Source organism: Salinimicrobium oceani (genome assembly GCF_012037645.1).
In genome coordinates this window covers 309388-333290 of the sequence record NZ_JAAVJR010000004.1, presented here as the reverse complement: position 1 = coordinate 333290, position 23903 = coordinate 309388, and the positions used below count along the sequence as shown (strand labels likewise).

Below are 23903 nucleotides of genomic sequence, written 5' to 3'. Positions count from 1 at the left end.
TATTACATTTACCAAACCTCAATTAATTGACTTAACATGGGATTTTTCGACTTTCTCACCGAAGAAATAGCTATAGATTTAGGAACTGCCAACACGCTTATTATCCACAATGACAAGGTTGTAGTGGACAGTCCGTCTATTGTGGCCCGTCATCGCACTACCGGCAAAATAATTGCTGTTGGAAAGGAAGCTGCGATGATGCAAGGGAAAACCCATGAAAACATCAAAACGATTCGCCCTCTTAAAGATGGAGTAATCGCCGATTTTGATGCATCTGAAAAGATGCTAACCATGTTTATCAAGGAAATTCCTGCACTTAAAAAGAAAATGTTCACGCCTGCCCTCAGGATGGTGATTTGTATACCTTCGGGAATTACCGAAGTAGAGATGCGTGCAGTAAAGGAAAGTGCCGAAAGGGTGAATGGAAAAGAGGTTTACCTTATTCACGAACCAATGGCAGCAGCAATTGGAATTGGTGTGGATATCATGCAGCCAAAAGGAAACATGATCGTAGATATTGGAGGTGGTACTACCGAAATTGCAGTGATTGCACTTGGAGGAATTGTGTGTGATAAATCTGTAAAGATCGCGGGAGACGTATTCACAAATGACATTGTTTACTACATGCGTACGCAACATAACCTCTATGTAGGGGAGCGTACTGCTGAAAAAATAAAAATTCAGATTGGTGCCGCTACCGAAGATCTTGAGGTACCACCAGATGAAATGAATGTTCAGGGGCGTGACCTGCTTACAGGAAAACCAAAACAGGTGAACATCTCTTACAGGGAGATCGCCAAGGCTCTGGACAAATCGATCCTCAGGATCGAAGATGCGGTGATGGAAACACTTTCTCAAACTCCTCCAGAGCTTGCAGCCGATATCTACAATACCGGAATTTATTTAGCCGGGGGAGGATCTATGCTTCGAGGCCTGGACAAAAGATTATCACAGAAGACAGATCTTCCGGTATACATTGCCGAAGATCCATTACGGGCAGTAGTGCGCGGGACGGGAATATGCCTTAAAACCCTTCATAGATACAAGGGCATCTTGATAAAGTAGGAGTAGCTTATGCAGCAAATAATAAATTTTCTTATTCGCAATAAGAACAATATTCTATTCTTATTGCTGCTAACCTTTTCCCTTTTTTTGACCATTCAATCTCACTCCTATCAAAAAAGTAACTTTATAAGTTCTGCAAATTTTCTTAGCGGAGGTATTTACAGCTGGACCAGCAATATTAACAGCTACTTTAATTTAGAGCAGTACAACCTAAGACTTCTGGAGGAAAATGAAAGGTTGCGAACACGATTAGCCTCTTATGAGGATACCCTAAAGGTTAAATCCTATACAGACACTTCTACATTTGATGCCAGTTATATCTTCAGAGCATCAGAGGTGATCAACAATAATTACGCAAAGGTCGATAATTACCTCACTTTGAAGAGTGGAGCACGAGATGGAATTGAGAGGGATATGGGAGTAGTAACAAGTAAAGGTATCGTGGGAATCGTTGAAAATGTTTCCCCCAATTATTCCACCGTAATTTCAATTCTGAACTCCAATTCGAGGATCAACGCCCAGCTGAAAAAATCCAATCATTTTGGAAGCCTTGTATGGAACGGAGAAGATCCTAATGTAGTGCAGTTGACAGATGTACCTTCTGTCGCACCAATCGCCGAAGGAGATACCATCATTACCGGAGGGCGTTCTTTGATCTTTCCAAAAGGACTTCCAATAGGGTTTGTAAAGGACTATTCCCTGGATCAAAGCGAAAGCTACTACCAGATCAATATTCAGCTTTTTAATGACATGACCAATATTGGCTATGTTTATGTTATAGAGAATACACAACAGGCCGAGATAAGGGCTCTTCAAGACCTTTCAAAAGATGAATAGCGTAGTTCTCACTAACATATTGAGGTTTATAGTCCTGTTATTACTACAGGTGCTGTTACTCAATAATATCAATTTTCTGGGTTATATCAACCCATACCTGTATGTGCTGTTCCTGGTGTTATATCCATTCAATGGCAACCAGACCTTATTTATTTTTTTAAGTTTTCTTCTTGGGCTGGGCGTCGATATTTTCGAAGACAGCGGCGGAATAAATGCTGCTGCCTGTCTCGTTGCCGCTTATATTAGGCCTGTCCTTCTAAGATTCTCCTTTGGAGTTAGCTATGATTATCAAACTATTAAATTCTCAAGTACACAGCCCGGCTCCCGAATTAGTTATGTAGTGATCCTGGTACTGGTCCATCATTTTATACTCTTTTTACTCGAATTTTTCAATTTTGCACATTTCTTGCTACTTCTTAAGAAAACATTTTTTTCTGCAATATTTACAATAATCCTGGTGTTCATAACGCTAGCATTATTTAAAAGGAAATCTTCGAGATGAGAAAAATTCTACTTTACCTTATTGTTGTTACTTCAGGATTGATCTTCCTTGCCCGCCTCTTCTATTTGCAAGTATTGGATGATTCCTTTGTTGGTCTTTCTGAAAATAACGCGATCAAAGTAGTATATGATTACCCCCAGCGGGGATTTATTTTCGATAGGAATGGAGAGCTTCTGGTCTCCAACCAACCATCATATGATGTAATGGTCATTCCGCGAAACCTGAAGCCATTCGATACCACCGAACTCTGCAACATTCTAAGTATTACTCCTCAGCAACTGGTCGAGCGCCTGGACAAGGCAAAGATCTATTCTCCAAGGTTACCGTCGGTAGTAATTCCGCAGCTAACCAAAAGCGAATACGCTTATCTGGGAGAGAAAATGCGGAAATATGAAGGTTTTTATATTCAGAAGCGGTCCTTACGGGATTATTATACAGAACACGGTGCAAACGTCTTAGGATACATTACCGAAGTAAACCAGAGAATTGTCAATGAAAATCCATATTACCTTTCCGGTGACCTGATAGGAAAACAAGGGGTAGAAGGTTATTATGAAGAACTATTAAGAGGCATAAAGGGAGTTAAATATATTCAGAAGGACAGGTTTAACCGTGATATAGGAGCATACAAGGACGGGATCTACGATACCCTTCCAAAAAAGGGAAAAGACCTTACTATTACCATTGACGCCGAGCTGCAAAAATACGGGGAGCTGTTAATGGAGAATAAACGTGGGGGGATCATTGCCATCGAGCCAGCAACTGGTGAGATCCTGGCAATGGTGACCGCTCCAAATTATGATCCTGCCCAGTTAGTAGGCAGAAAACGCTCTGCGAATTTCACGAAGCTGTACTATGATACGATAGCGAAGCCATTGTATGATCGTACATTACTTGCAGAATATCCGCCGGGATCTCCATTCAAAGTGGTCAATGCACTTATCGGCTTACAGGAAGGAGTTGTAGATACGCACGACAGGTTTTCTTGTCATGGAGGTTACTTCTACGGAAGAGGCCGAAAAATGGGTTGCCATCCACATGCCAGTCCGTTAGATATGATTCCCGGAATTGCTCAATCCTGTAACGCTTATTTCGCCAATGTATATCGCAGAATTGTCGAAAAATATCCTACCCCGCAGGAAGGCGTAGACAATTGGGCAAATCACTTGAAAAGCTTTGGCCTGGGAGATTACCTGGGCTCTGACCTTTCTACAGGTCGTCCCGGAAAGATCCCAACTTCCAAGTATTATAATGCCATCTATAATTACCCCACCTACAAATGGTTTTCAACAGCCACCCTTTCAAATGCCATAGGACAGGGTGAGGTTTTAATGACCCCAATTCAGCTTGCAAACATGACTGCTGCCATTGCAAACAGAGGCTGGTTCTATACACCGCACATTCTAAAGGAAATAGAAGGAAATCCTATAAAACAGCAAGAGTATACAGAAAAGAAGATCACGACCATTGATCCTGAACATTTTGGGCCGGTGATTGAGGGAATGCACCAGGTATACAAGGCTGGTACCGCTTCGGCCTTACAAGTTCCCGGAATCGAAATTGCCGGAAAGACCGGAACTGCAGAAAACTTCACAAAGATTAATGGGAAGCGCGTCCAGTTAACAGACCATTCTATTTTCATTGCATTTGCTCCGGTAGATAACCCTAAGATAGCCCTTGCGGTCTTTGTGGAGAATGGATATTGGGGTGGACGCTACGCAGGTCGTATCGCAGGCCTTATGATAGAGAAATACCTAAAAGGCGAAATTACTCGAAAGGACATGGAGTCCTGGATCCTTACCCATAGTTTAGAAGAAGAATATGCAAAGCCTTATAGCGGGGAACCATTTAGAATAAACCAGTAAAATTTATGTCTAAAACAATTTCCCAGTTCGACTGGCTTTCCATTTTCATTTATATTTTACTAGTGCTCATTGGATGGGTCAACATCTATTCCGCTTCACTTGATGATGCTGCTACCTCCTTTTTTGATCTTGATCAAATCTATGGAAAGCAGATGCTTTTTATTATTCTGAGTGTATTTCTGATCATCATTCTCCTTTCCCTGGAAGCGAAGTTCTATGAACGCTTTTCGAGTGTGATCTATATTATTTCGCTCATATCTATACTCGGACTCTTTTTCTTCGGAAAAACGATCAATGGTGCAACCTCATGGTATGCCATTGGGAGTTTTACGCTGCAACCGGCAGAATTTGCAAAGGTGGCAACGGCCTTGGCCTTATCCAAATTTGTAAGTGATATTCAAACCAATATCAGGAACATTGGAGATCAATTTAAAGCGCTAATTATCATTGCGCTTCCTGCATTGATCATTTTACCTCAACCTGATGCTGGTAGTGCTATGGTCTATGCTGCTTTCTTTTTCCCATTGTACCGCGAAGGCCTTTCAGGAATTTACTTGCTTGCAGGCTCCATAGGTATAGCTGTATTCGTCCTTACGCTAGTCTTTACTCCTTTGTGGGTCTCGATAGGTGCAACTATATTAGTAATCTTCCTTTACTTCTTCCGCAAGAAGAAGAGGCCCGGTGCCATTGCATACCTAAGTATACTTCTGCTGGCAGTGGCGATATCATTTTCTGTAGATTACGTTTTTGAAAATGTGTTCGAGCAGCGTCACAGGGACCGCTTTAATATTGTGCTGGGGAAGGAAGTAGATAACCGGGGCATAGGCTACAACACCAACCAGAGTGAAATCGCTATTGGAAGCGGCAGCTGGTTTGGAAAAGGCTGGACCGAGGGCACTCAGACCAAAGGTAATTTTGTTCCGGAACAGCACACAGATTATATCTTTAGTACCGTAGGAGAAGAATGGGGCTTCGTAGGCAGTACTGTGGTCATTCTCCTCTTCGTTCTTCTTATGCTGCGCATCATCCATATGGCCGAGAGACAGAAATCCCAATTTAATCGGGTATACGGCTACAGCGTCGCCGGAATTCTCTTCGTACACTTCCTGGTAAACATTGGAATGGTTATAGGCGTTTTCCCCACCGTGGGTATTCCTCTGCCCTTCTTTAGCTACGGGGGATCAGGATTGTGGGGCTTCACCATCCTCCTTTTTATCTTCATCAAACTTGATGCCGACAGGATGTCCTTTTGGTAGAGCTTCTATTTAGTATTAAGTAGTGAGTATTGAGTAGTGAGCATTCGCAGTGGGTCTCGAGATCTCGGTCCATTATTAATAAGTAGTAATTCATTATGGGTGAAAGCAGATAAGCCGCCAATCCCTAACTCTCTATTTTAAATAAAAGGACGCTCGTCTATCCGGTTTTTCTTCACTTCGGGATCAACGGAATACGATATCTAAAGGACAAAGATTTTGTCGGAAGAAAGAATCAGAGTTTTAATTCCGCTGCTTGATTGATCCATATTACTACTTTACACCCTCTCTCCAGAAAAACTATGGTTAAATTGGGCACAAAAAAAAAGGGCCTCTAAAAAGCCCTTTTTGACACCCCAATTCTCAGGGTTTAATTTTTGATATTGGCAACGCCAGATTTTTTGATGTTGTTCATCTTCATATCTTCCAGTACATGTACCGCCTCTTCCATATAAATATCACTGCTAAGGCTTTCGTGCCATCTTTCTCTTTTCTGTGCCAGCACAGTATCTACAGTAAATAGTTCTCGCTCATATGGTAAAGACTGAAAGCTAAGGTTCGACTGGTATTCAGATATCTGATCAAATTTTTTCGCCTGCTCCTCGTTTTCTTCCATTTCTCTTCGGTAATCTTCGTAATTGAGAGGGAATACCGTATTATTTCTTTGATCTCTAATCCATTCGGCATTCTCTCTTATAAGATCTATATGGCTGTTATTTTCCATTCTCTTCTGGCTATTGGCCAAAGTTCCTTCAAAATCTATGTAGCCATCCCAGACATTATAAGAAGCCGCCTGGATCTGATCCCATGGCAGTGGATTCTCCATATCCTTTTCACCAATGTCAATAAAGGAATAGCGATCTGGCACTACAACGTCACTTTTCACGCCCTCAAGCTGTGTAGAACCACCGTTCACCCTGTAGAATTTCTGAGTAGTCAGTTTTAAAGCTCCTAAATCTCCTAGGTCACTGTTCTTCACCCAACGGTTAAGATCCAGCACATTTTGAACCGTGCCTTTACCGTAGGTTTGTTTGCTTCCTATGATCACTGCTCTTTTATAATCCTGCATGGCAGCTGCAAGAATCTCTGAAGCAGATGCAGAAAGTTCGTTTACCAGGATCACAAGAGGACCATCCCAAAGGATTGAAGGATCATTGTCCTTTAAGACCTCCTGGCCATCAAGCTTGGATTTCACCTGTACGATGGGTCCTTCCTTAATAAACAGTCCGGCAATATCAACTACAGTTTTTAAAGAACCCCCTCCGTTGTTTCGAAGGTCAAGAACAAGACCGTCCATTCCTTCTTTTTTAAGTCTAATGATCTCTTTCTTTACATCGGAAGCTGCGTTCCTTTCGGAATAGTTCTCCATGTCAAAGTAGAACTTCGGAAGGTTAATCACTCCATATTTTCGGGCATCTTTCTCTACCACTGCAGCTTTTGCATAGGTCTCTTCGATTTCAACCACATCTCTGGTGATCTTTACATCTTTGATCGTCCCGTCTACCTTTTTAAGCGTAAGCGTCACTTTTGAACCCTTAGGGCCTTTAATAAGATTTACCGCATCGTCGAGTCTCATTCCTACCACACTTACCGCTTCTTTTTCATCTTCCTGCTTCACTTTAATGATCTCATCTCCTACTTCCACTTCTTCCCCTCTCCAGGCAGGTCCACCAGAGATCACTTCCACGATCTTTACATTATCATTCTTCTTTTGAAGCCTCGCGCCGATACCTTCCAGTTTCCCGCTCATAGCCATATCAAATCTATCTTTGTCTTGTGGAGCAAAGTAGAAAGTGTGTGGATCAAATTCTTCTACAATAGCATTGACATAAACAGAAAACCAATCTTTTCTTTCCAGGTCATCGCTGAAATCAAAATATTCTTCAAGAGAATTCCTTGTAAGCTCCCGGGCTTCTTTTTCCAGCTCAGTATCAGATTTCACTTCATAGTCAGGGTTGTTTTTTACTTCCCTTTCCTGTTCCATCTTTTTATCGTAATAATTGGAGATCGCAGAGAATTTAAGTTGCTTTCTCCATCTTTCTTCCATCTCTTTTTTATCCGTTACAAAGCCCCGTTTGCTGTAATCTGTGTCCAGCTCTTCTTTTTTACTGAAATCAAAAGGCTCTTCCAGGATCTTTTTGTACATTTTTTCAGCTTCAGCCATACGTTCTACAAGTCGAGAGTGAGTAAGGTCAAAGAAATTGATCTCACTGTTTTTTATCTCATCATCGATCAAAGATTCATACTTTTTGAATTCCTCGATATCACTCGCATAAAAATACCTTTTCAGTGGGTCAATGGCTTCAAGGTAATCTTTGTAAACTTCAGCAGAAAAAGAATCGTCAACCTCCCTGGCATCGTAGTGTCCATTCTTCAACACATAGGAAATGAGCTCAATTAAAGTTTTGTCTTTATTGGGATCATTGAAGGTTTTAGTGGTAAAGCTGCACGATGCCGCAGCAAAAAGCAACACCAGCACCAGTAGTTTATAATTCCTTTTCATTATGCTATGTATTTTCATCATTAGTATACCCGTACTACAGTAAAAACTATGCCAACTTCTATAGTTTTTCTTCTTTTTGTTAAATTACGAATATAAGGCTTTCCTCAAGATTTTAATTTATTTTAGCAACCATAAAAAATTCACAAAATGTCTCAGGAAAAACCGCTCATTCTAGTAACCAACGATGACGGAATAACAGCTCCGGGAATTCGGGCACTTATTGATGTAATGAAACAACTGGGAGATGTGATCGTGGTGGCGCCCGATAGTCCACAGAGCGGAATGGGACATGCGATAACCATTAGTGATACGCTCTTTTGCGACCAAATCACCGTGAAAGAGACCTATAAGCACAAGGAGTACAGTTGCTCTGGAACTCCAGCCGATTGTGTGAAGATCGCAACCCAGGAGATCCTGCACAGAAAGCCCGACCTTTGTGTAAGCGGGATCAACCACGGCTCCAATTCCTCCATAAATGTGATCTATTCGGGAACCATGAGTGCTGCTGTAGAAGCAGGAATTGAAGGTATTCCCGCAATTGGATTTTCACTGCTTGATTATTCGCTCAATGCCGATTTTGAGCCTTGCAAGAAGTTCGTGAAACGAATCACCAGGCAGGTACTCAAGAATGGATTACCAAAAGGAGTTGTGCTCAACGTCAACCTGCCGAAATTAAAGGAATCTGAAATAAAAGGAATTAAAGTCTGCCGCCAGGCCAATGCCCGTTGGGAAGAAGAGTTTGATAAAAGAACGAATCCACAAGGGCGCGATTATTACTGGCTTAGCGGGAAATTCATTAATGAAGATGAGGGAGAAGACAGTGACGAATTTGCCCTTTCCAAGGGGTATGTATCTGTTGTTCCTGTTCAATTTGATCTCACCGCGCACCAGTTCCTTGGAGATCTAAATACCTGGGATTTGAATGATTAGAAAAGAGATCTTGATAGGATTTTTGACAGGAATTGGCACCAACCTGCTTGGGATGTTGATCTATATTCTCATATTTTCTGAACTTCCAGTTCTTGCTACTTTGCAGGAATCCCTCAAAGGGGATTTTATGGGAACTCTTATCACTGCTGGGGCGATCCTTAATTTTCTACCATTTTTTGTTTTCCTCAAAAAAGAAAGAATCTACCGTGCCCGTGGGGTGCTAATGGCCTCAATACTTGCGGCTCTAGTTATAGCAATCATAAAGCTGGGTTAGTATGAAATATTACATTCTTGCAGGCGAAGCTTCCGGAGATCTTCACGCAGCCAACCTTATGAAGGCGCTAAAGCAAATTGATCCTGAAGCTCAGTTCAGGTTCTGGGGGGGAGATCTTATGGAAGCAGAAGGCGGAACTCCCGTGAAACATTATCGCGATCTCGCTTTTATGGGTTTTGCGGAAGTCATAATGAACCTGCGCACCATTCTCAGGAATATTTCCTTTTGCAAGGAGGACATAAGTTCGTGGAATCCAGATGTACTCATTTTTGTGGATTATCCTGGATTCAATCTCCGCATTGCAAAGTGGGCCAGGAAAGAAGGTTATAAGACTCATTTTTATGTTTCTCCTCAAATATGGGCGTGGAAAGAGAATCGCATTAAAGACATAAAGCGCGATGTGGATGAAATGTACGTGATCCTGCCCTTCGAAAAGGACTTCTATGAAAAAAAGCACCAGTACGACGTACATTTTGTGGGGCATCCGCTAATTGATGCAATTGCAGGACGAACTCCGGTAGACATAGCGAAATTTAAATTTGATCACGGACTGGATGAGCGGCCGGTCATTGCCTTGCTGCCCGGTAGCCGAAAACAGGAGATCTCTAAAATGCTGGAGATCATGCTGAGCATTACAGATGATTTTAAGGACCACCAGTTCATCATAGCCGGTGCGCCCAGCCAGGATAGGGAATTCTACCAAGGTTTTATAAAAAAGAAAAATGTGCACCTGGTAATGAACAAAACTTATGACGTGCTGGAGATCTCTACCGCTGCCCTGGTCACTTCGGGTACCGCCACTCTCGAAACCGCGCTTTTAAAAGTTCCGGAAGTAGTCTGCTACAAAGGTAATTTCATCTCCTATCAAATTGCAAAGCGGGTAATAAACCTTGACTATATCTCCCTGGTGAACCTCATCATGGAAAGAGAAGTAGTGAAAGAATTGATCCAGAACGACTTTAATCACAAAAGCCTCAAAAAAGAGCTTTCCAGAATACTTTCTGAAGATCACAGAAAAAAGATATTTTCAGATTATTACGAACTGGAGCAAAAGCTGGGAGGCAAAGGCGCAAGTGAAAAAACTGCAAAGCTTATTTATCAAAAGATTTCTTCATGAGAGCCTGGAGATATATACTTCCGTTGCTTGTTTTAAGCCTAAGCTCATGTGGGGCCCGTAAGAACATCACACCAGCTTCCCCGGCTGCAGAAGTTCAAAAAACCGGTTTTGCCAACATACCAGATTTTGCTGAAATCGAAAAAGAGATAGAGACAGAGGAAAACGAGACGAGCTTCCAACTTATTGATCATGCTCTTCAGTTTTTAGGCACCAAATACAAATACGGCGGCACTACTCCCGAGGGAATGGATTGTTCTGGCCTTGTCTACACAACCTTTTTACAAAGAAATATTGAATTACCCCGCTCCTCCCGCGATATGGCCCTATTGGGGCAGGAACTGGGCCTGGACCAGATTAGAACAGGAGATCTCCTGTTCTTTATTACCGATAGGCGCAAGAAAAACATTAACCATGTGGGGCTTGTGGTGGAGCTTGACCAGGAGCACATCTTCTTCATACACTCCAGCACCTCTCGCGGCGTGATCATATCGCGACTAGACGAGAATTACTGGCGAGATCACTTTGTCATGGCCCGCCGCATTTTATAAATTACTACCTTGGTGTAAATCCTTGACAAGTAATTAATTGAACACGGCCATTATACGTATTACCCTGGTATTATTTCTGGGAATAACCTGTGGTTATTTTTTAGAATTACCTCTGAAAATGGCATTTTTGACACTACTGTCAGGGCTTGTGATCTTTCTCCTCGCATTCTTTCGTGCTAAAAGGCTCATGCTGCCAGATGCCTTCTTTGGAATTAGCACTTTCCTCCTGTTCCTGATCATAGGTATAACCACCACCAGCCTACACTTACCTCAAAATCAGCCAGGACATTATATCCATCATATTTCTTCGGAAGAAGTGCCCATAATAAAGCTGCAGATAGAAACCCCTCTGAAGCCGGACCTCTATAACCACAAGTTCGTTGCCGAAGTTCTTTCTGTAAACGGTCTTCCTTCCCACGGAAAGCTTCTCCTTCTTCAACCAAAAGACAGCTTAAAAACACCTTTTTTGGAAGGAGAGGAATTACTTGTTTCCACAACTCCTAAGGTCATTCCTCCGCCTCTTAATCCGCACCAGTTTGACTATTCCAGGTTTATGGCTCAAAAAGGAAATTACCGGCAGCTCGATTTGAATTCAGGAATTGTCAAAGAACTTCCTGCAACGGCTGAAGGATTAAGGATCAAAGCAGCTAAATTTCGAAAGAGGATCGTTTCAGCATTGAGCGCGAGTAACTTTGGAAGCGAAGAACTGGCTGTTGTTCAGGCACTACTGCTGGGCCAGAAGCAGGATATTTCGGCAGAAACCTACAATAATTTTTCTGCAGCCGGCGCTATACATATTCTCGCTGTATCGGGGCTGCATGTTGGGATCATCCTGCTACTGCTTAACTGGATCTTCGCCCCGCTAAGGAGGTCCAAAAATGGAAAAATCATTAAGACCTTTTTGGTGGTGATGAGTTTGTGGGGCTTCGCCATTCTTGCCGGCCTTTCCCCTTCTGTGGTGCGCGCGGTAACTATGTTCAGTTTTATAGCAATTGGTCTGGAGATCAATCGCCGCACCAGTACATTAAACTCCGTTTTTCTATCTCTGCTCCTCTTACTGCTCATTCAGCCGCGATGGATATTTGAGATTGGCTTCCAGCTGAGTTACCTTGCTGTAATTTCCATCATTCTTTTTCAGCCATTATTTTCGAGACTGCTGGAACCAAAAACGAAAATAGGAAAATACTTCTGGAGCCTGTTGACGGTCACTATGGCTGCCCAGATAGGCGTTGTACCACTCAGTCTATTTTATTTTCATCAATTCCCGGGTTTATTTTTCCTCACAAATCTACTGATACTTCCCTTTTTGGGGCTGATCCTTATCTTTGGCGTTGCCGTTATCATTTTAGCTCTGCTGGGTTTCCTACCCCATTTTATTTTGAAAACCTACGAGGGAATTATTGAACTTTTAAATGAGATCGTGGCTTTAATTGCAAGACAGGAACAATTTCTCCTGAAGGACATCCCTTTTAGCACTTCTGAAGTTTTTGCGTGGTACTTCTTAATCTTTATGGTCTTCCTCCTGTGGAGAAAGTATAATTACCAGAAATTGCTGCTCACTTTTTGTGCGGTCGTCATCATTCAGAGCCTCTATTTAGCCGAAAAAGTGTTTCCCGATGAACACCTCGTTATTTTCCATAAAAGCAGGGCAACGCTTATCGCCAGAACAGAAGGCAAAAAACTTCAGCTGTACCAGCAGGATTTAAAAGATCCGGTTGCAGACCTTAAGCTGATCAAAAATTACAGAACTGGAGCAGGGCTGGATGAGATTGCAGCTGCACCATTGAAAAACATATACGCCCAAAAAGGGCATTTTCTGATCCTTGTTGACAGCTCTGCCATACTTCCGAAGCAGATCCCTTCAGGATTCAATCTCCTGCTTTCAGGTTCGCCAAAGATCAATCTCGAGCGTATCCTGGAACAAGCCAAACCTGCCGCAATAGTCGCTGATGGAAATAACTACAAGTCATTCGTAAACCGCTGGCGCGAAACAGCACGAGAGAAAGACATTCCCTTTCACTTTACGGGGGAACAGGGAGCGTATTTATTAGAATAGATGCGTCTTAATACTGCAGCTGAGGCTTAAATTTGCTGCTCTTAAATAACTTCTTCAGTTAGAAACGGTAAATTCATTTTTAAAGGTTTCAGAATAAGCCTGAAAAGCTTCTGGCGAGGTAATCTTTTTATATTCTTCCTTTACGAATAGTTTCAGAAATAATTCCAGTTGATGGGGCGTGCGATAGCCGGGAATAGGCCCAATTAGTTCTCCTTTTTCATCAAAAAAAACGAGGCTGGGATAGCCTGTGATCTTCATTGCCCTGGCGAATTGATGCGTGCTGTTGCGGCCCTTGCGGTTTGGATCGAAATCTGGGTTTGTAAAAGTAAAATCCCGGTATTTGATCTCTTCTGTGCCTTCAGCGTTAAACTTCACGGGGTAATAATTCTTGTTGATATACTTGATTACATCCTCATTGGTAAAGGTGTTGCGATCTAGCATTTTACAAGGTCCACACCAGGTTGTATAGGCGTCTAAAAAGATCTTTTTGGGTTGCTTTTTTTGAGCAGCTAGTGCTTCATTCATGGTCATCCATTTGATCTCCTGTGCATTTCCTGTTGTCACGATAGCAGCAAGGACCAGTAAAATAAGTATGTATTGCTTCATGCTTTTATTTTCTCCTACTCAATAGTCGTACCTAAGATATAAAAATTACGCCCTCACAGAAGAGGGCGCAAAAATATCATTTTTGGGAAGAATTATTTTACGCCGTGCATAAGCTTTTTGAGAAGTGGATTGAGTAAAGCTACCAGGATTCCAGCTGCAATAGGCACGATGGTAAAAATTAGAAAGAACGTTGATAAGCTGTATTGCTCTGTTATTTCGTCGATCATTCCTCCAAAAGAACCAGCTAATTTATTCCCTATAGCAATGGCCAGATACCACATACCAAACATAAATGCGATCATTCTAGCCGGCACAAGCTTACTCACGTAAGATAAGCCCAGAGGTGAAAGGCACAATTCCCCCAGGGTATGAAACAGGTAAGCGAGGATAAGCCAGATCATACTCACCTTAGCTCCTTCGGCAATCCCGCTTGAACCAAATGCCAATAAGCCAAACCCAATGCCCAGAAGGATCAAGCCAAAGCTGTATTTCCATGCTGCTGAAGGATTGTATTTGCTCTCCCACCATTTAGAGAAGAAAGAGGCAAAGACAATAATGAAAAAGGAATTCAGGATACTGAACCAGGATACAGTGATCTCTGTTGTTTCTCCGGAAAATTCCCGTGCAAGCATCCAGATCACGATCGCCCAGATCACTCCAAAACAAATCACCAATACGATGTTGGATCCCAAAACCTGTTTATAGGTCTTTTTCCACAACAGGTAAAGTACCCAGGTAATGATCATTAGTGGTACAACCGTGAGGAGGGTGTTAATAATATTGAATACGGTTGCCCCTGTACCCTCGAGCACCCTATCTACAGAATCACGGGCAAAGATGATAAGAGAAGTGGCTCCCTGCTCAAATGACATCCAGAAGAACACTGTGAAAAATGCGAAGATGATCACTGCAATTAATCTGTCTCTAACGATCCTGGCATATCTCGCGATCCTGGAGATAACCAGCACAAGGAACAAAAATAGTCCGATGAGCGCTAGTGCCAATGGACCAGAAAAAGGTTCCCCCTGAAAATCGAACGGCATAACTGCTGGAAGAAGATTCAGATCGGCGATTCGTGAAACCGGATCATTGATGAGGTATAAAAACCCTATGACCGAAGTGGCGATCACAAGGATCTTATCAAAAAGTGTGAAAGGATTATGGGTGTGATCTTTAACTCCGGACTCTTCTTCCTTTCTTAGTTCCTCTTCTTTCTTCGCTCTGTCGGGAACTCCTCCAATTTTACCAAAAAGCGGCTTTGCCAGCCAGAACTGAAGCGTTCCCAGGAACATGAAGATACCGGCGAGACCAAACCCCCAGCTCCAGCCAATTCTTTCGGCAAGATATCCACACAACATCATTCCAAAGAAGGCCCCGGCATTCACTCCCATATAGAAAATAGTATAGGCGCCATCCTTTTTATCGGGTTTGCCGTCATACATTTCAGAAATGATGGAGGTAATGTTGGGTTTGAAGAAACCGGTTCCAATAACCAATAACGCCAAACCAAAATAGAGTGAGAATTCGGTTTCCAAGGCCATGGAAGCATGGCCCAGGGTCATTATTGCGGCTCCTATTACAACTGCCCATCGGTATCCAACAAATTTATCGGCAATGATCCCTCCTGCAATGGGAGTGAGATATAGCAGTCCGGCATAGGTACCAAAAAGAGCTCCAGCATTTTCTGCACTCCAGCCCCAGCCAGGATTGTCAACTCCAACAATTGCCATTGTAAGGAAATTGATAAGAAGCACCCTCATTCCGTAGAATGAGAAGCGTTCCCACATCTCGGTAAAGAAGAGTACAAATAGCCCGGCAGGATGGCCTAAAACTTTTGATTTAAAAAAATCGTTTTCTGCCGCTGGAACAGTTGCTGCCATTATCTTCTTCTTTTAGTATCTTCTTTTTCTACAAGATCCTCATCTCCAAGTTCGAAGTTTTCCTGCTGCGGCAGCTCTCTTTCTTCATCTTCAATTCCGTGAGTAAGGCGCTTAAGAGGTTTCAACATTAAGAGCACGATGATTGCAAAACTCACCGTAAAGATCGTAATACCAAGGAAAATGGACTGATCTCCAGCTTCAGAAGAAAATTCCCCGACAATTCCTGCTACTTTGTTACCAAGACCTGTAGCTGCAAAGTAGACACCCATCATTAGGGATGCATATTTTACGGGAGCAAGTTTCGTTATAAAAGACAGGGCTACTGGAGAGGAACTTAATTCTCCAATGGTATGGAAAAGGTAAGCTAACACGAGCCAGTACATTGCTGATGCGCCATCGCTTTGGAATTCCATGGAAGCAAAGACCATAAAAACAAATCCCAGTCCCATAATGATCACTCCAATTGCCATTTTAAAAATGGAAGAGGCCTCTTTGCTCTTGAGTTTTCTTTTGGCCCAGAAATTCGCAACGATCACCCCAAAAATAATGATAAAGAGCGCGTTCAACGACTGGAACCATGAAGCCGGGACTTCATTACCTATAAGAGGCAGACTGAATGGTAAAGACCTGTTTGTTTTTTCAAGGGCATAAATATTCATTAGGCCTCCAGCTTGCTCAAACGCACCCCAGAAAACAATTACAAGAATAAATGAAAGCAACATTACCACATACCGGTCTTTCATGACCTGCGAGGTAAGATCCTTATAGACCATAAGCATCATTGCAGTAACTAACGTAAGGAAAATAAACAGGAAGCCATAAGCTAAATCTTCGGCGATCAAATAGTAGATGGAAGCGATCATTAAAATTCCTGTGATTGCTAATTGCAGTGGAGATTTGAACAGATCTTTGAACATCCCTCCAAAGGAAGCTCCTGTATCTCTCTCTGCCTTTGAAAGCAGATTCCCAACTTCAACAAGATACTTTTGGCCCCATAGGTAAACTAATAATCCAAAAGCCATGGCAATACCGGCAAGCCCGAAGCCCCAGTGCCATCCAATATTCTCTCCTACATATCCCACGATCAAACTCGATAGGAACGCACCAAGATTGATCCCAATGTAGAAAATTGTAAATCCTTTATCTCTGCGTATATCGCCTTCCTTGTAAAGCCCACCTACCATGGTTGAAATGTTTGGCTTGAGCATACCTACCCCGGCGATGATCAATCCAAGGCCGGTGTAAAATGCCCACATTTCTTCAACGGCAAGAATTCCATGTCCGGCAACGAGAATGATCCCGCCCCACAGTACTGCCTTTTTCTGCCCCAGAAGTTTATCGGCAATGATCCCTCCCGGAATAGAAGCTACGTAGACTAACATGGTATACCAGCCATATAAAGCAAGAGCTTCAGCGTTGGTCCAGCCAAGTCCGGCGTTTCCTCCCTGTGTAGCGCTAACAAGATAAAGCACCAAAATGGCACGCATTCCATAATAGGAAAAGCGCTCCCACATTTCAGTAAAAAATAATACATATAAACCTACCGGGTGACCAAATAATTCTCGGTTCTGCGGTGCTGTTGCTGCGTTTGCCATTATAGGGATGATTTAATATTAGGATTAACTTCTAGATTTTCTTCAATAAAATTGGTCATGAGGGTATAAAGATGAAGACGGGTATTGCCGCCATAGATCCCATGGTTCTTGTCGGGGTAAAGCGCCCAGTCGAACTGCTTGTTGGCCTGTACCAAAGCTTCTATCATTCTCATCGTGTTTTGTACATGAACGTTGTCATCTCCGGTACCATGCACAAGTAAATAAGCTCCTTTCAGCTTTTCCACGTGATTTATCGGAGAATTTTCGTCATAGCCCGAAGGATTCTCCTGCGGAGTGGTCATATAACGTTCGGTATAAACACTGTCATAGAACCTCCAGCTGGTCACCGGGGCAACGGCAATGGCCATTTTATAAACATCATTTCCTTTGAAAAGGGCATTGGAAGACATGAATCCTCCGTAGCTCCATCCCCAGATCCCCATATTTTCCGCATCGATGTATTCTCTTTTCCCAAGGATCCGTGCTGCTTCTATTATGTCTTCTACCTCATATTTCCCAAGCTCCTTTTGAGTCACCTTCTTAAAAGTAGCTCCTTTATAGCCGGTACCCCGAGGATCGATACCTACTACAATATATCCCTTTCCAGCAAGCATCTGGTACCAGTAGTCATTGGTGCCATGAAAGCGATTTCCAACCTCCTGGGATCCAGGACCGGAATATTGTGCTACAAAAAGAGGATATTGTTTGGCAGGATCAAAATTCGATGGTTTGATCATCCACATATTTAAGTCATTCCCATTCACCGCCAGCGTAGAAAATTCTTTAGGACTGAAATCGAACTGATCGATCTGAGCGAGCAGCTCTTTATTGTTTAAAATTTCTCTTACCAGCTTCCCATCTTTTGCACGATGCAGGGAAAATTCATATGGTGTAGTAGCTGAATTAAAACTGTTGATAAAGTAGGTGTAGTCGGCACTAAAATCGGCACTGTTCTGTCCTACCCTATTTGTCAACTGCCTCTTATTTTTTCCGGTTGCCTTAATAGAAAACACATCCCTATTGATGCTTCCATTTTCGGTACTTTGAAAAAAGATGGTTTTGGATTTGGGATCAAACCCATAATAATTGGTCACCTCCCAATTACCATCTGTAACCTGGTTTTTCAATTTTCCGGTTTTGTCATAATGGTAAATGTGATTCCAGCCGTCTTTTTCACTGGTCCAGATAAAACTGTTGTCATTTAAAAAGGTAAGATTATCGGTAACATCAACATAAGCTTCGTCCTTTTCTGTAAGTATAACTTCAGCATTGTTAGTTTCAGCATTAATAAAGAACAGATCAAGGACATTTTGATGGCGATTTAGTACCTGGGCACTCAACACATCTGCATCATTAGTCCATTTTATTCTGGGAATGTAGAAATCTTGGTAGTCACCAAGATCTACATTCACAATATTATTCTTCTGAAGGTCGTATACATGAAGGGATACTTCTGAATTCTTTTCCCCCGCTTTTGGATACTTAAACGTCGATTTGGAAGGATACAGGTCCTGCCCAAAAACATCCATTGAAAATTCAGGCACTTCTGTTTCGTCGAATCTTAAAAATGCGATTTTATTGGAGTCTTTATTCCATTGAAAAGCACGAACAAAAGAGAATTCCTCTTCATATACCCAGTCTGTCACTCCATTGATGATCTTGTTCCATTCCCCATCTGTCGTAACCTGTTCAACCTCTCCCGAAGAAAGATCCTTTACGTAAATGTTGTTCTCCAAGACATAAGCCACTTTTTTACCATTTGGCGACAAGGTAGGTTCCTTGATCTTTTCTTCAGAAATTTTCTGAAGTTGTTTGGAGTTCAGATCATAAACATAGAAAATGCCGCGAGTAGAATGCCTGTAAATAGGCTCTATCTCTGTTCCAAGCACCAGTTTTTCCTCATTCTCACTGAATTCAAAACTTGAAAAATTCTTAATTTCCTGAAGCTGGGCACTGTTAAGAAGACTGCGGGTCTTTTTCCCTGTTTCATAAGAGTAAACATCTATAGAAGAAGTTCCTGCAGCACGGTCATAGTTGTGCACTACGTATTCCTTTCCGTTATTAAGAGATCGCAGAGATTCCATCCTTTCCTGACGGAAGGTGCCTCCCCAAATATCTTCTAATGTAATTTCCTTTTTTTGTGCAGTGAGTATCGTAGTGGCCGAAAGAAATAAGGCCAGAAGCCCGTAGGTCAACTTCATTATTTGCGATTTAAAAATTTGCTTGCCAAGTTTAATAAAAATTCGGCTAAAAAACAGGCTTTTGCTTGTTAAATCATAAGAAGATGTTAAAGAACTTCTTGCGTTCTCGAAGTGAAGTGTTCAACGAAGATTAAAGCTGGCAGAAAAATGTGGTTTTTACTTCTATTCTTTTTGTAGTTGTATCTTTGCCTCTTCAATATTTATGTGATGATCGAACCAATCCCCGGATTTTCAAAACTTACAAAACAGGAGAAAATTCAGTGGCTTAGCAAGACGTATCTTGCCGGAAATACTGAGGCCGAAAATATCCTGAAGCAGTACTGGAACCCCAACGCACAACTGCAGCAACTTCACGAAGAATTCACAGAAAACACTCTTTCCAATTATTACCTCCCTTTTGGGCTGGCTCCAAACTTCCTCATTAATGGCAACAGATTGGCAATTCCCATGGCCATAGAAGAAAGCTCTGTTATAGCTGCGGCTAGTAAGGCTGCTAAGTTCTGGGGGAAACACGGAGGTTTTAAGGCAGAGATCCTTGGAACTCAAAAAATTGGACAGGTGCACTTCATGTACAACGGAGACAAGGAGAAACTAGAAAATTTCTTTCACGCTACAAAAGCTAAGCTCATAAAAGCAGTCGCACCACTCACCAGAAATATGGAGAAAAGAGGAGGCGGTGTAATAAACATTGAACTGCGCGATAAAACATCCCTGCTTGGTAGTTATCACCAGCTTCATTGCACTTTTGAAACAAAAGATTCCATGGGTGCAAACTTTATCAATTCCTGTTTGGAGCGCTTTGCTGAGACCTTTAAGGCTGAAGCAACAACATATGAGGCTTTTTCAAGTTCAGAAAAGGATATTGAGATAGTAATGAGCATTCTTTCCAATTACGTACCAGACTGCCTGGTGAGAGCTGAAGTATCCTGCCCAGTTGAAGATCTAGCCGATCACGGTATGACCGGTGAGGATTTCGCCGCAAAGTTCGTTAGAGCACTCAGAATAGCCGAAGCAGAACCTTTCAGGGCAGTGACCCACAATAAAGGCATTATGAATGGAATTGACGCGGTTGTACTCGCCACAGGAAACGATTTTAGAGCAGTCGAAGCCGGCATACATGCATATGCTTCAAAGGATGGCAGATATACAAGCCTTTCTCATGCCGACGTGCGAAATGGACACTTCAGATTCTGGTTAGAAATCCCTCTTGCTCTTGGTACAGTGGGAGGCTTAACGGGATTGCACCCTCTTTCAAAGATCGCTTTAGAAATTCTTCAGAAACCATCGGCAGAGGAGCTCATGAAAATAGTTGCCGTTGCCGGACTCGCACAAAACTTTGCTGCCGTTCGTTCCCTCATCACCACTGGTATCCAGCAAGGGCACATGAAAATGCATCTCATGAACATTCTAAACCAGTTAAAAGCCTCCCCAGAAGAAAAGGAGCAGCTGGTAAGTCATTTTAAATCCCACAACGTTTCGCACAGTGCAGTTGAAGAACAACTCGAAAAACTTCGAAACTAAATGAAAAAATTTCACAGTCACGGTAAATTATTGCTCACCGGCGAATATGTGGTACTCGACGGCGCGACTGCACTTGCCCTGCCAACAAAGCTGGGACAGGAGATGATCGTATCAGAAACAGACGAAGCTGTTATAGATTGGAAAAGTACCGACCACACTGGAGAAACCTGGTTTGAGGCCGTCTATAATATTGCCGATCTTAGCTCTCCAAAAGCAAAGGTCCCGGAAGAAGAGGTGTCAAAAATGCTATTTTTGACACTGTTTGCTGCAGCGAAACAAAGTCCAGAATTGCTAACAAGCGGAAAAGGCTTCAGGATCATTTCCAATACAGAGTTTCCCCGAGATTGGGGATTGGGCACTTCATCCACGCTTATTGCCAATATTGCCAGGTGGCTTAAGATAGACGCTTTCCGGCTGCTGGAAGAGACCTTTGGCGGCAGTGGCTATGATGTTGCAGTTGCCCTGGAAGCCACTCCCATCACCTTCGAAAAACAAGGTGTCGAAAATAGCATTTTAAGGACCTCTTATTATCCGCCATTTTCAGATCGGCTCTTCTTTATACATCTTAATCAGAAACAGAACAGCAGGGAATCCATCAGGCATTACAGAGAGCAGGATAATTCAGCGGTAAGATCTGCTACCGAAAAAATTTCTGCACTTACTCACAGCATCATTACCTGCACAGACCTTCTTGAATTTGAGCTACTGATAGAGGTGCACGAGAATATCATTTCCCAGCTAGTTGGACTTCCAAAAGTAAAGACCCGACTTTTCAGCGACTATAAAGGTGCAGTAAAAAGCCTTGGAGGCTGGGGCGGAGATTTTGTGCTTGCAACTGGAACGGAAGAGGACATGCAGTATTTTAAAAATAAAGGCTACCACAGCATTTTTCCTTTTTCAGAAATAATTTTATAAGGTTCCATTTTAACGACTTTCGAGAATTGGAACTTTACGAAAAAACGAAAGCTCTTCCTTGCGGAAGAGCTTTTCATTTGTTTATCACTTAATCTAAAGTTCTAGTAGAACCTTGCTCGGTTGTCTTCGATCTCTGCTGCCTCTCTTAAAGCTGAAAATACTTCAGTATTTACAGTAGTTCTTTTCGCAGCAGCTTCTCTGGCTGCATAAGGTCTGTAAGAATCAAGCTGCGGTGCATCATTCTTTTGAAGTGTCTTTACAACGAACACTCCTTTTTCACCTGCCACAGGCTTACTAACACCACCTTGTTCAAGTGCAAAGGCAGTACCAACTACTTTTGGTTCACTTCCAACACCAGGTAAGATGGGGCTATTTCGGTTCACGGCGCTCGCAGTATTCACTGCCACATTTAGATTACTTGCAATTTCTTCAAGTGTAGTGCCAGAAATTTTATTCTTAATGATCTCTGCCTTCTTTTGCTTCTGCAAAATAGGGATCACGGTAGCAGAAGCCGATTCTACAGATTTAAGTCCTTTCTCATTCTTCGCTGTTACCTGGGCAACAACGTATCCTGTGGGAACTTCAAATCTACGAATATCACCCACTTCAGCTTCTTCCTCAAATGCCCACTGCACGATTCTGCGTTGTGAACCTATTCCCGGGATATTCTCTTCTAGCTGCTGAATATCCTTAACCGGTCTTACTTCAAGATTTTTTTCTTTTGCCAATTCAGTAAAATCTCCTTCGCGAGCTGCAAGTTCAAATTTGGTTACTTCTGCAAAAAGATTATTTAGCGACTTTTCTGAAGGCTGAATAGCACGTGCAACTGTGGCGATCTTTACCGCAGGCTCTCTTTGCGTTTGCTCTTCTATGTCGATAACATGATACCCGAATTGAGTTTCGATCACACCAATTGTTCCGGCATTGTTGGTAAACACAAATTCATTGAAAGAAGGAACCATAGCTCCAGGAGTGAACCACCCCAATTCTCCAGCTTCTTCTTTGTTTGATGCATCGGCAGAGAATTGCGAAGCCAGTTCAGCAAATTTATCTCTGTTATTTCTGGCTACACTTGCAAGACTGTCGGCTAATTTTTGAGCCTCCTGTTTTGTTCGAGTCACCTGTCCTCCTACCGGAGAACCCTGCCATGCCACAAGAATATGTCTAGCCTTGGCAGAATCTGGAATTTGAGATCTCTCAACTACTCGTGAAACTCTCCATGCACCGTTAAATTTGTATGGCCCGTAAGTTTCTCCTTCACCAAGGTTAAAAATAGCATCTGCATGTTCTGATGGCAGCTGATCTTTAAAAACAAAAGTATTAGAGACCTTTTGATCTGAATTTTCATTTACGAAATTCTCCCAGTTGGAAGTGCTGTTAAATCCAGCTACAGTATCATTTGCTTTTGTAACCGCATTAAATTCCACACGGGTATTCAGCATTCCTTCAAGTTCTTTTCTTACCTCCTGCTCATCTGCCTGAGACGCAGATTCCTCGAAGTACACATACTGGATGTCTCTGGTTGCTTCTGTTTCGAATTTTCCAGGATTAGCCTCAATGTATTCTTTAATTTCACTTTTTGACACCTCAACTTCTGCATCGTCTACAGAAGTGTAGGGAATTTGAACAAATTCCAGGTCCACATTGTCACTTGCAAAGCGGTAGGCCTGTTCTCCTTCTAAAAGGGTTGCACCCACACCAGCTCGTACCAGGTTAAGATAAATTTGCTCCCGTGCTGTTTCAGCAAGATTTGTCTCGTAATCCAACCACTGCTGGTATGCTTGTGGAGAAGTGGATTTAAGAGTCGCTACATATTCTCGCAGCTTATTTTCATCAAATACTCCTGCCTCATTAGTGAAGTTGGGATTGTTACCCATTTCTCTTCTCAAAGTCTCTTTGACCTGAGCTTCTTCAACACGAATCCCCAGTTCTTCAAACTGCTCTTGCATCAAGGCTCTGCGCACATTCAGATCCCACACCATATTCACTGCCTGTGCAGTTGTGGCATCTGGACCCAGGTTACGCTGATAGGCTTCTACCTGTCTCGCGAACTGCTCTCTTTCAATATCTTCTCCATTAATTGTCGCAATGGTATTCTGAGATTTCTGAGAAACCATACCACCATTCCTGATCACATCTGCCAGGACGAATGAGAAAAGCGCCAAAGCGATAATAACGATAAGGAAGACCGATCGTTGCCTTATTTGATTTAATACTGCCATTAGTTATATTGTT

Annotated in this window: 18 protein-coding genes; 12 read left to right on the top strand and 6 right to left on the bottom strand. The window is 42.4% G+C overall.

The genetic code is table 11. The annotated features are described in order from the left end of the window. The first annotated feature begins 36 nt into the window (after positions 1 to 36). From HC175_RS09470 to rodA, 5 genes are read left to right on the top strand one after another with little or no spacing between them, the layout of a single operon-like run. On the top strand, positions 37 to 1065 hold the full coding sequence (locus HC175_RS09470) for a rod shape-determining protein (RefSeq protein ID WP_097055686.1): 1029 nt from the start codon (positions 37 to 39) through the stop codon (positions 1063 to 1065). A 9-nt stretch (positions 1066 to 1074) separates the two neighbouring features. Beyond that, the gene (gene mreC / locus HC175_RS09465; RefSeq protein ID WP_168138241.1) at positions 1075 to 1902 is read left to right on the top strand and encodes a rod shape-determining protein MreC; all 828 of its coding nucleotides are present in this window, start codon (positions 1075 to 1077) and stop codon (positions 1900 to 1902) included. Continuing rightward, positions 1895 to 2404, top strand: coding sequence for a rod shape-determining protein MreD (locus HC175_RS09460; RefSeq protein WP_168138240.1), 510 nt, complete (start codon positions 1895 to 1897; stop codon positions 2402 to 2404). The genes mreC and HC175_RS09460 overlap by 8 nt, the downstream gene beginning before the upstream one ends. Beyond that, the gene (mrdA, locus tag HC175_RS09455; protein ID WP_168138239.1) at positions 2401 to 4269 is read left to right on the top strand and encodes a penicillin-binding protein 2; all 1869 of its coding nucleotides are present in this window, start codon (positions 2401 to 2403) and stop codon (positions 4267 to 4269) included. Before HC175_RS09460 ends, mrdA begins: the two co-directional genes overlap by 4 nt. Positions 4270 to 4274: 5 nt before the next feature. Beyond that, a complete protein-coding gene (rodA, locus tag HC175_RS09450; RefSeq protein ID WP_168138238.1) occupies positions 4275 to 5525 on the top strand; it encodes a rod shape-determining protein RodA in 1251 nt (416 codons plus the stop codon). A gap of 367 nt (positions 5526 to 5892) precedes the next feature. On the opposite strand, the gene HC175_RS09445 is transcribed toward rodA, so the two are convergent. Further along, positions 5893 to 8025, bottom strand: coding sequence for a carboxy terminal-processing peptidase (locus tag HC175_RS09445; RefSeq protein ID WP_168138237.1), 2133 nt, complete (start codon positions 8023 to 8025; stop codon positions 5893 to 5895). A 147-nt stretch (positions 8026 to 8172) separates the two neighbouring features. Between HC175_RS09445 and surE the strand changes: the two genes are divergently transcribed. From surE to HC175_RS09420, 5 genes are all read left to right on the top strand, one after another. After that, the gene (surE, locus tag HC175_RS09440) at positions 8173 to 8955 is read left to right on the top strand and encodes a 5'/3'-nucleotidase SurE (protein ID WP_168138236.1); all 783 of its coding nucleotides are present in this window, start codon (positions 8173 to 8175) and stop codon (positions 8953 to 8955) included. Then, on the top strand, positions 8948 to 9229 hold the full coding sequence (locus tag HC175_RS09435; RefSeq protein ID WP_168138235.1) for a hypothetical protein: 282 nt from the start codon (positions 8948 to 8950) through the stop codon (positions 9227 to 9229). The genes surE and HC175_RS09435 overlap by 8 nt, the downstream gene beginning before the upstream one ends. Before the next feature lies 1 nt (position 9230). Further along, positions 9231 to 10346, top strand: a complete 1116-nt coding sequence (lpxB, locus tag HC175_RS09430) for a lipid-A-disaccharide synthase (RefSeq protein ID WP_168138234.1) — start codon at positions 9231 to 9233, stop codon at positions 10344 to 10346. Then, positions 10343 to 10894, top strand: a complete 552-nt coding sequence (locus tag HC175_RS09425; RefSeq protein WP_168138233.1) for a C40 family peptidase — start codon at positions 10343 to 10345, stop codon at positions 10892 to 10894. The genes lpxB and HC175_RS09425 overlap by 4 nt, the downstream gene beginning before the upstream one ends. A gap of 118 nt (positions 10895 to 11012) precedes the next feature. After that, a complete protein-coding gene (locus HC175_RS09420; protein ID WP_262887225.1) occupies positions 11013 to 12950 on the top strand; it encodes a ComEC/Rec2 family competence protein in 1938 nt (645 codons plus the stop codon). Between the two features lie 54 nt (positions 12951 to 13004). Here the strand turns inward: HC175_RS09420 and HC175_RS09415 are convergent, their stop codons facing one another. From HC175_RS09415 to HC175_RS09400, 4 genes are all read right to left on the bottom strand, one after another. Next, the gene (locus HC175_RS09415) at positions 13005 to 13556 is read right to left on the bottom strand and encodes a thioredoxin family protein (protein ID WP_168138231.1); all 552 of its coding nucleotides are present in this window, start codon (positions 13554 to 13556) and stop codon (positions 13005 to 13007) included. A 92-nt stretch (positions 13557 to 13648) separates the two neighbouring features. Next, positions 13649 to 15436: a peptide MFS transporter gene (locus tag HC175_RS09410; RefSeq protein ID WP_168138230.1), complete on the bottom strand. Its 1788-nt coding sequence runs from the start codon at positions 15434 to 15436 to the stop codon at positions 13649 to 13651. After that, a complete protein-coding gene (locus HC175_RS09405) occupies positions 15436 to 17031 on the bottom strand; it encodes a peptide MFS transporter (protein WP_168138229.1) in 1596 nt (531 codons plus the stop codon). Before HC175_RS09405 ends, HC175_RS09410 begins: the two co-directional genes overlap by 1 nt. After that, positions 17031 to 19232 (bottom strand): S9 family peptidase, encoded by a 2202-nt coding sequence (locus HC175_RS09400; RefSeq protein ID WP_168138228.1) that lies wholly within the window; start codon positions 19230 to 19232, stop codon positions 17031 to 17033. The genes HC175_RS09405 and HC175_RS09400 overlap by 1 nt, the downstream gene beginning before the upstream one ends. A 207-nt stretch (positions 19233 to 19439) precedes the next feature. Between HC175_RS09400 and HC175_RS09395 the strand changes: the two genes are divergently transcribed. Next, positions 19440 to 20753 carry a hydroxymethylglutaryl-CoA reductase, degradative gene (locus tag HC175_RS09395; RefSeq protein ID WP_168138227.1) on the top strand — a complete coding sequence of 438 codons (1314 nt, stop codon included), beginning with the start codon at positions 19440 to 19442 and terminating at the stop codon, positions 20751 to 20753. Beyond that, positions 20754 to 21668, top strand: coding sequence for a GYDIA family GHMP kinase (locus tag HC175_RS09390; protein WP_168138226.1), 915 nt, complete (start codon positions 20754 to 20756; stop codon positions 21666 to 21668). It abuts the gene before it with no gap. 101 nt (positions 21669 to 21769) lie between these two features. On the opposite strand, the gene HC175_RS09385 is transcribed toward HC175_RS09390, so the two are convergent. Then, entirely contained in the window at positions 21770 to 23890 is a 2121-nt protein-coding gene (locus tag HC175_RS09385; protein WP_168138225.1) for a peptidylprolyl isomerase, read from the bottom strand. Between the last annotated feature and the right edge of the window lie 13 nt (positions 23891 to 23903).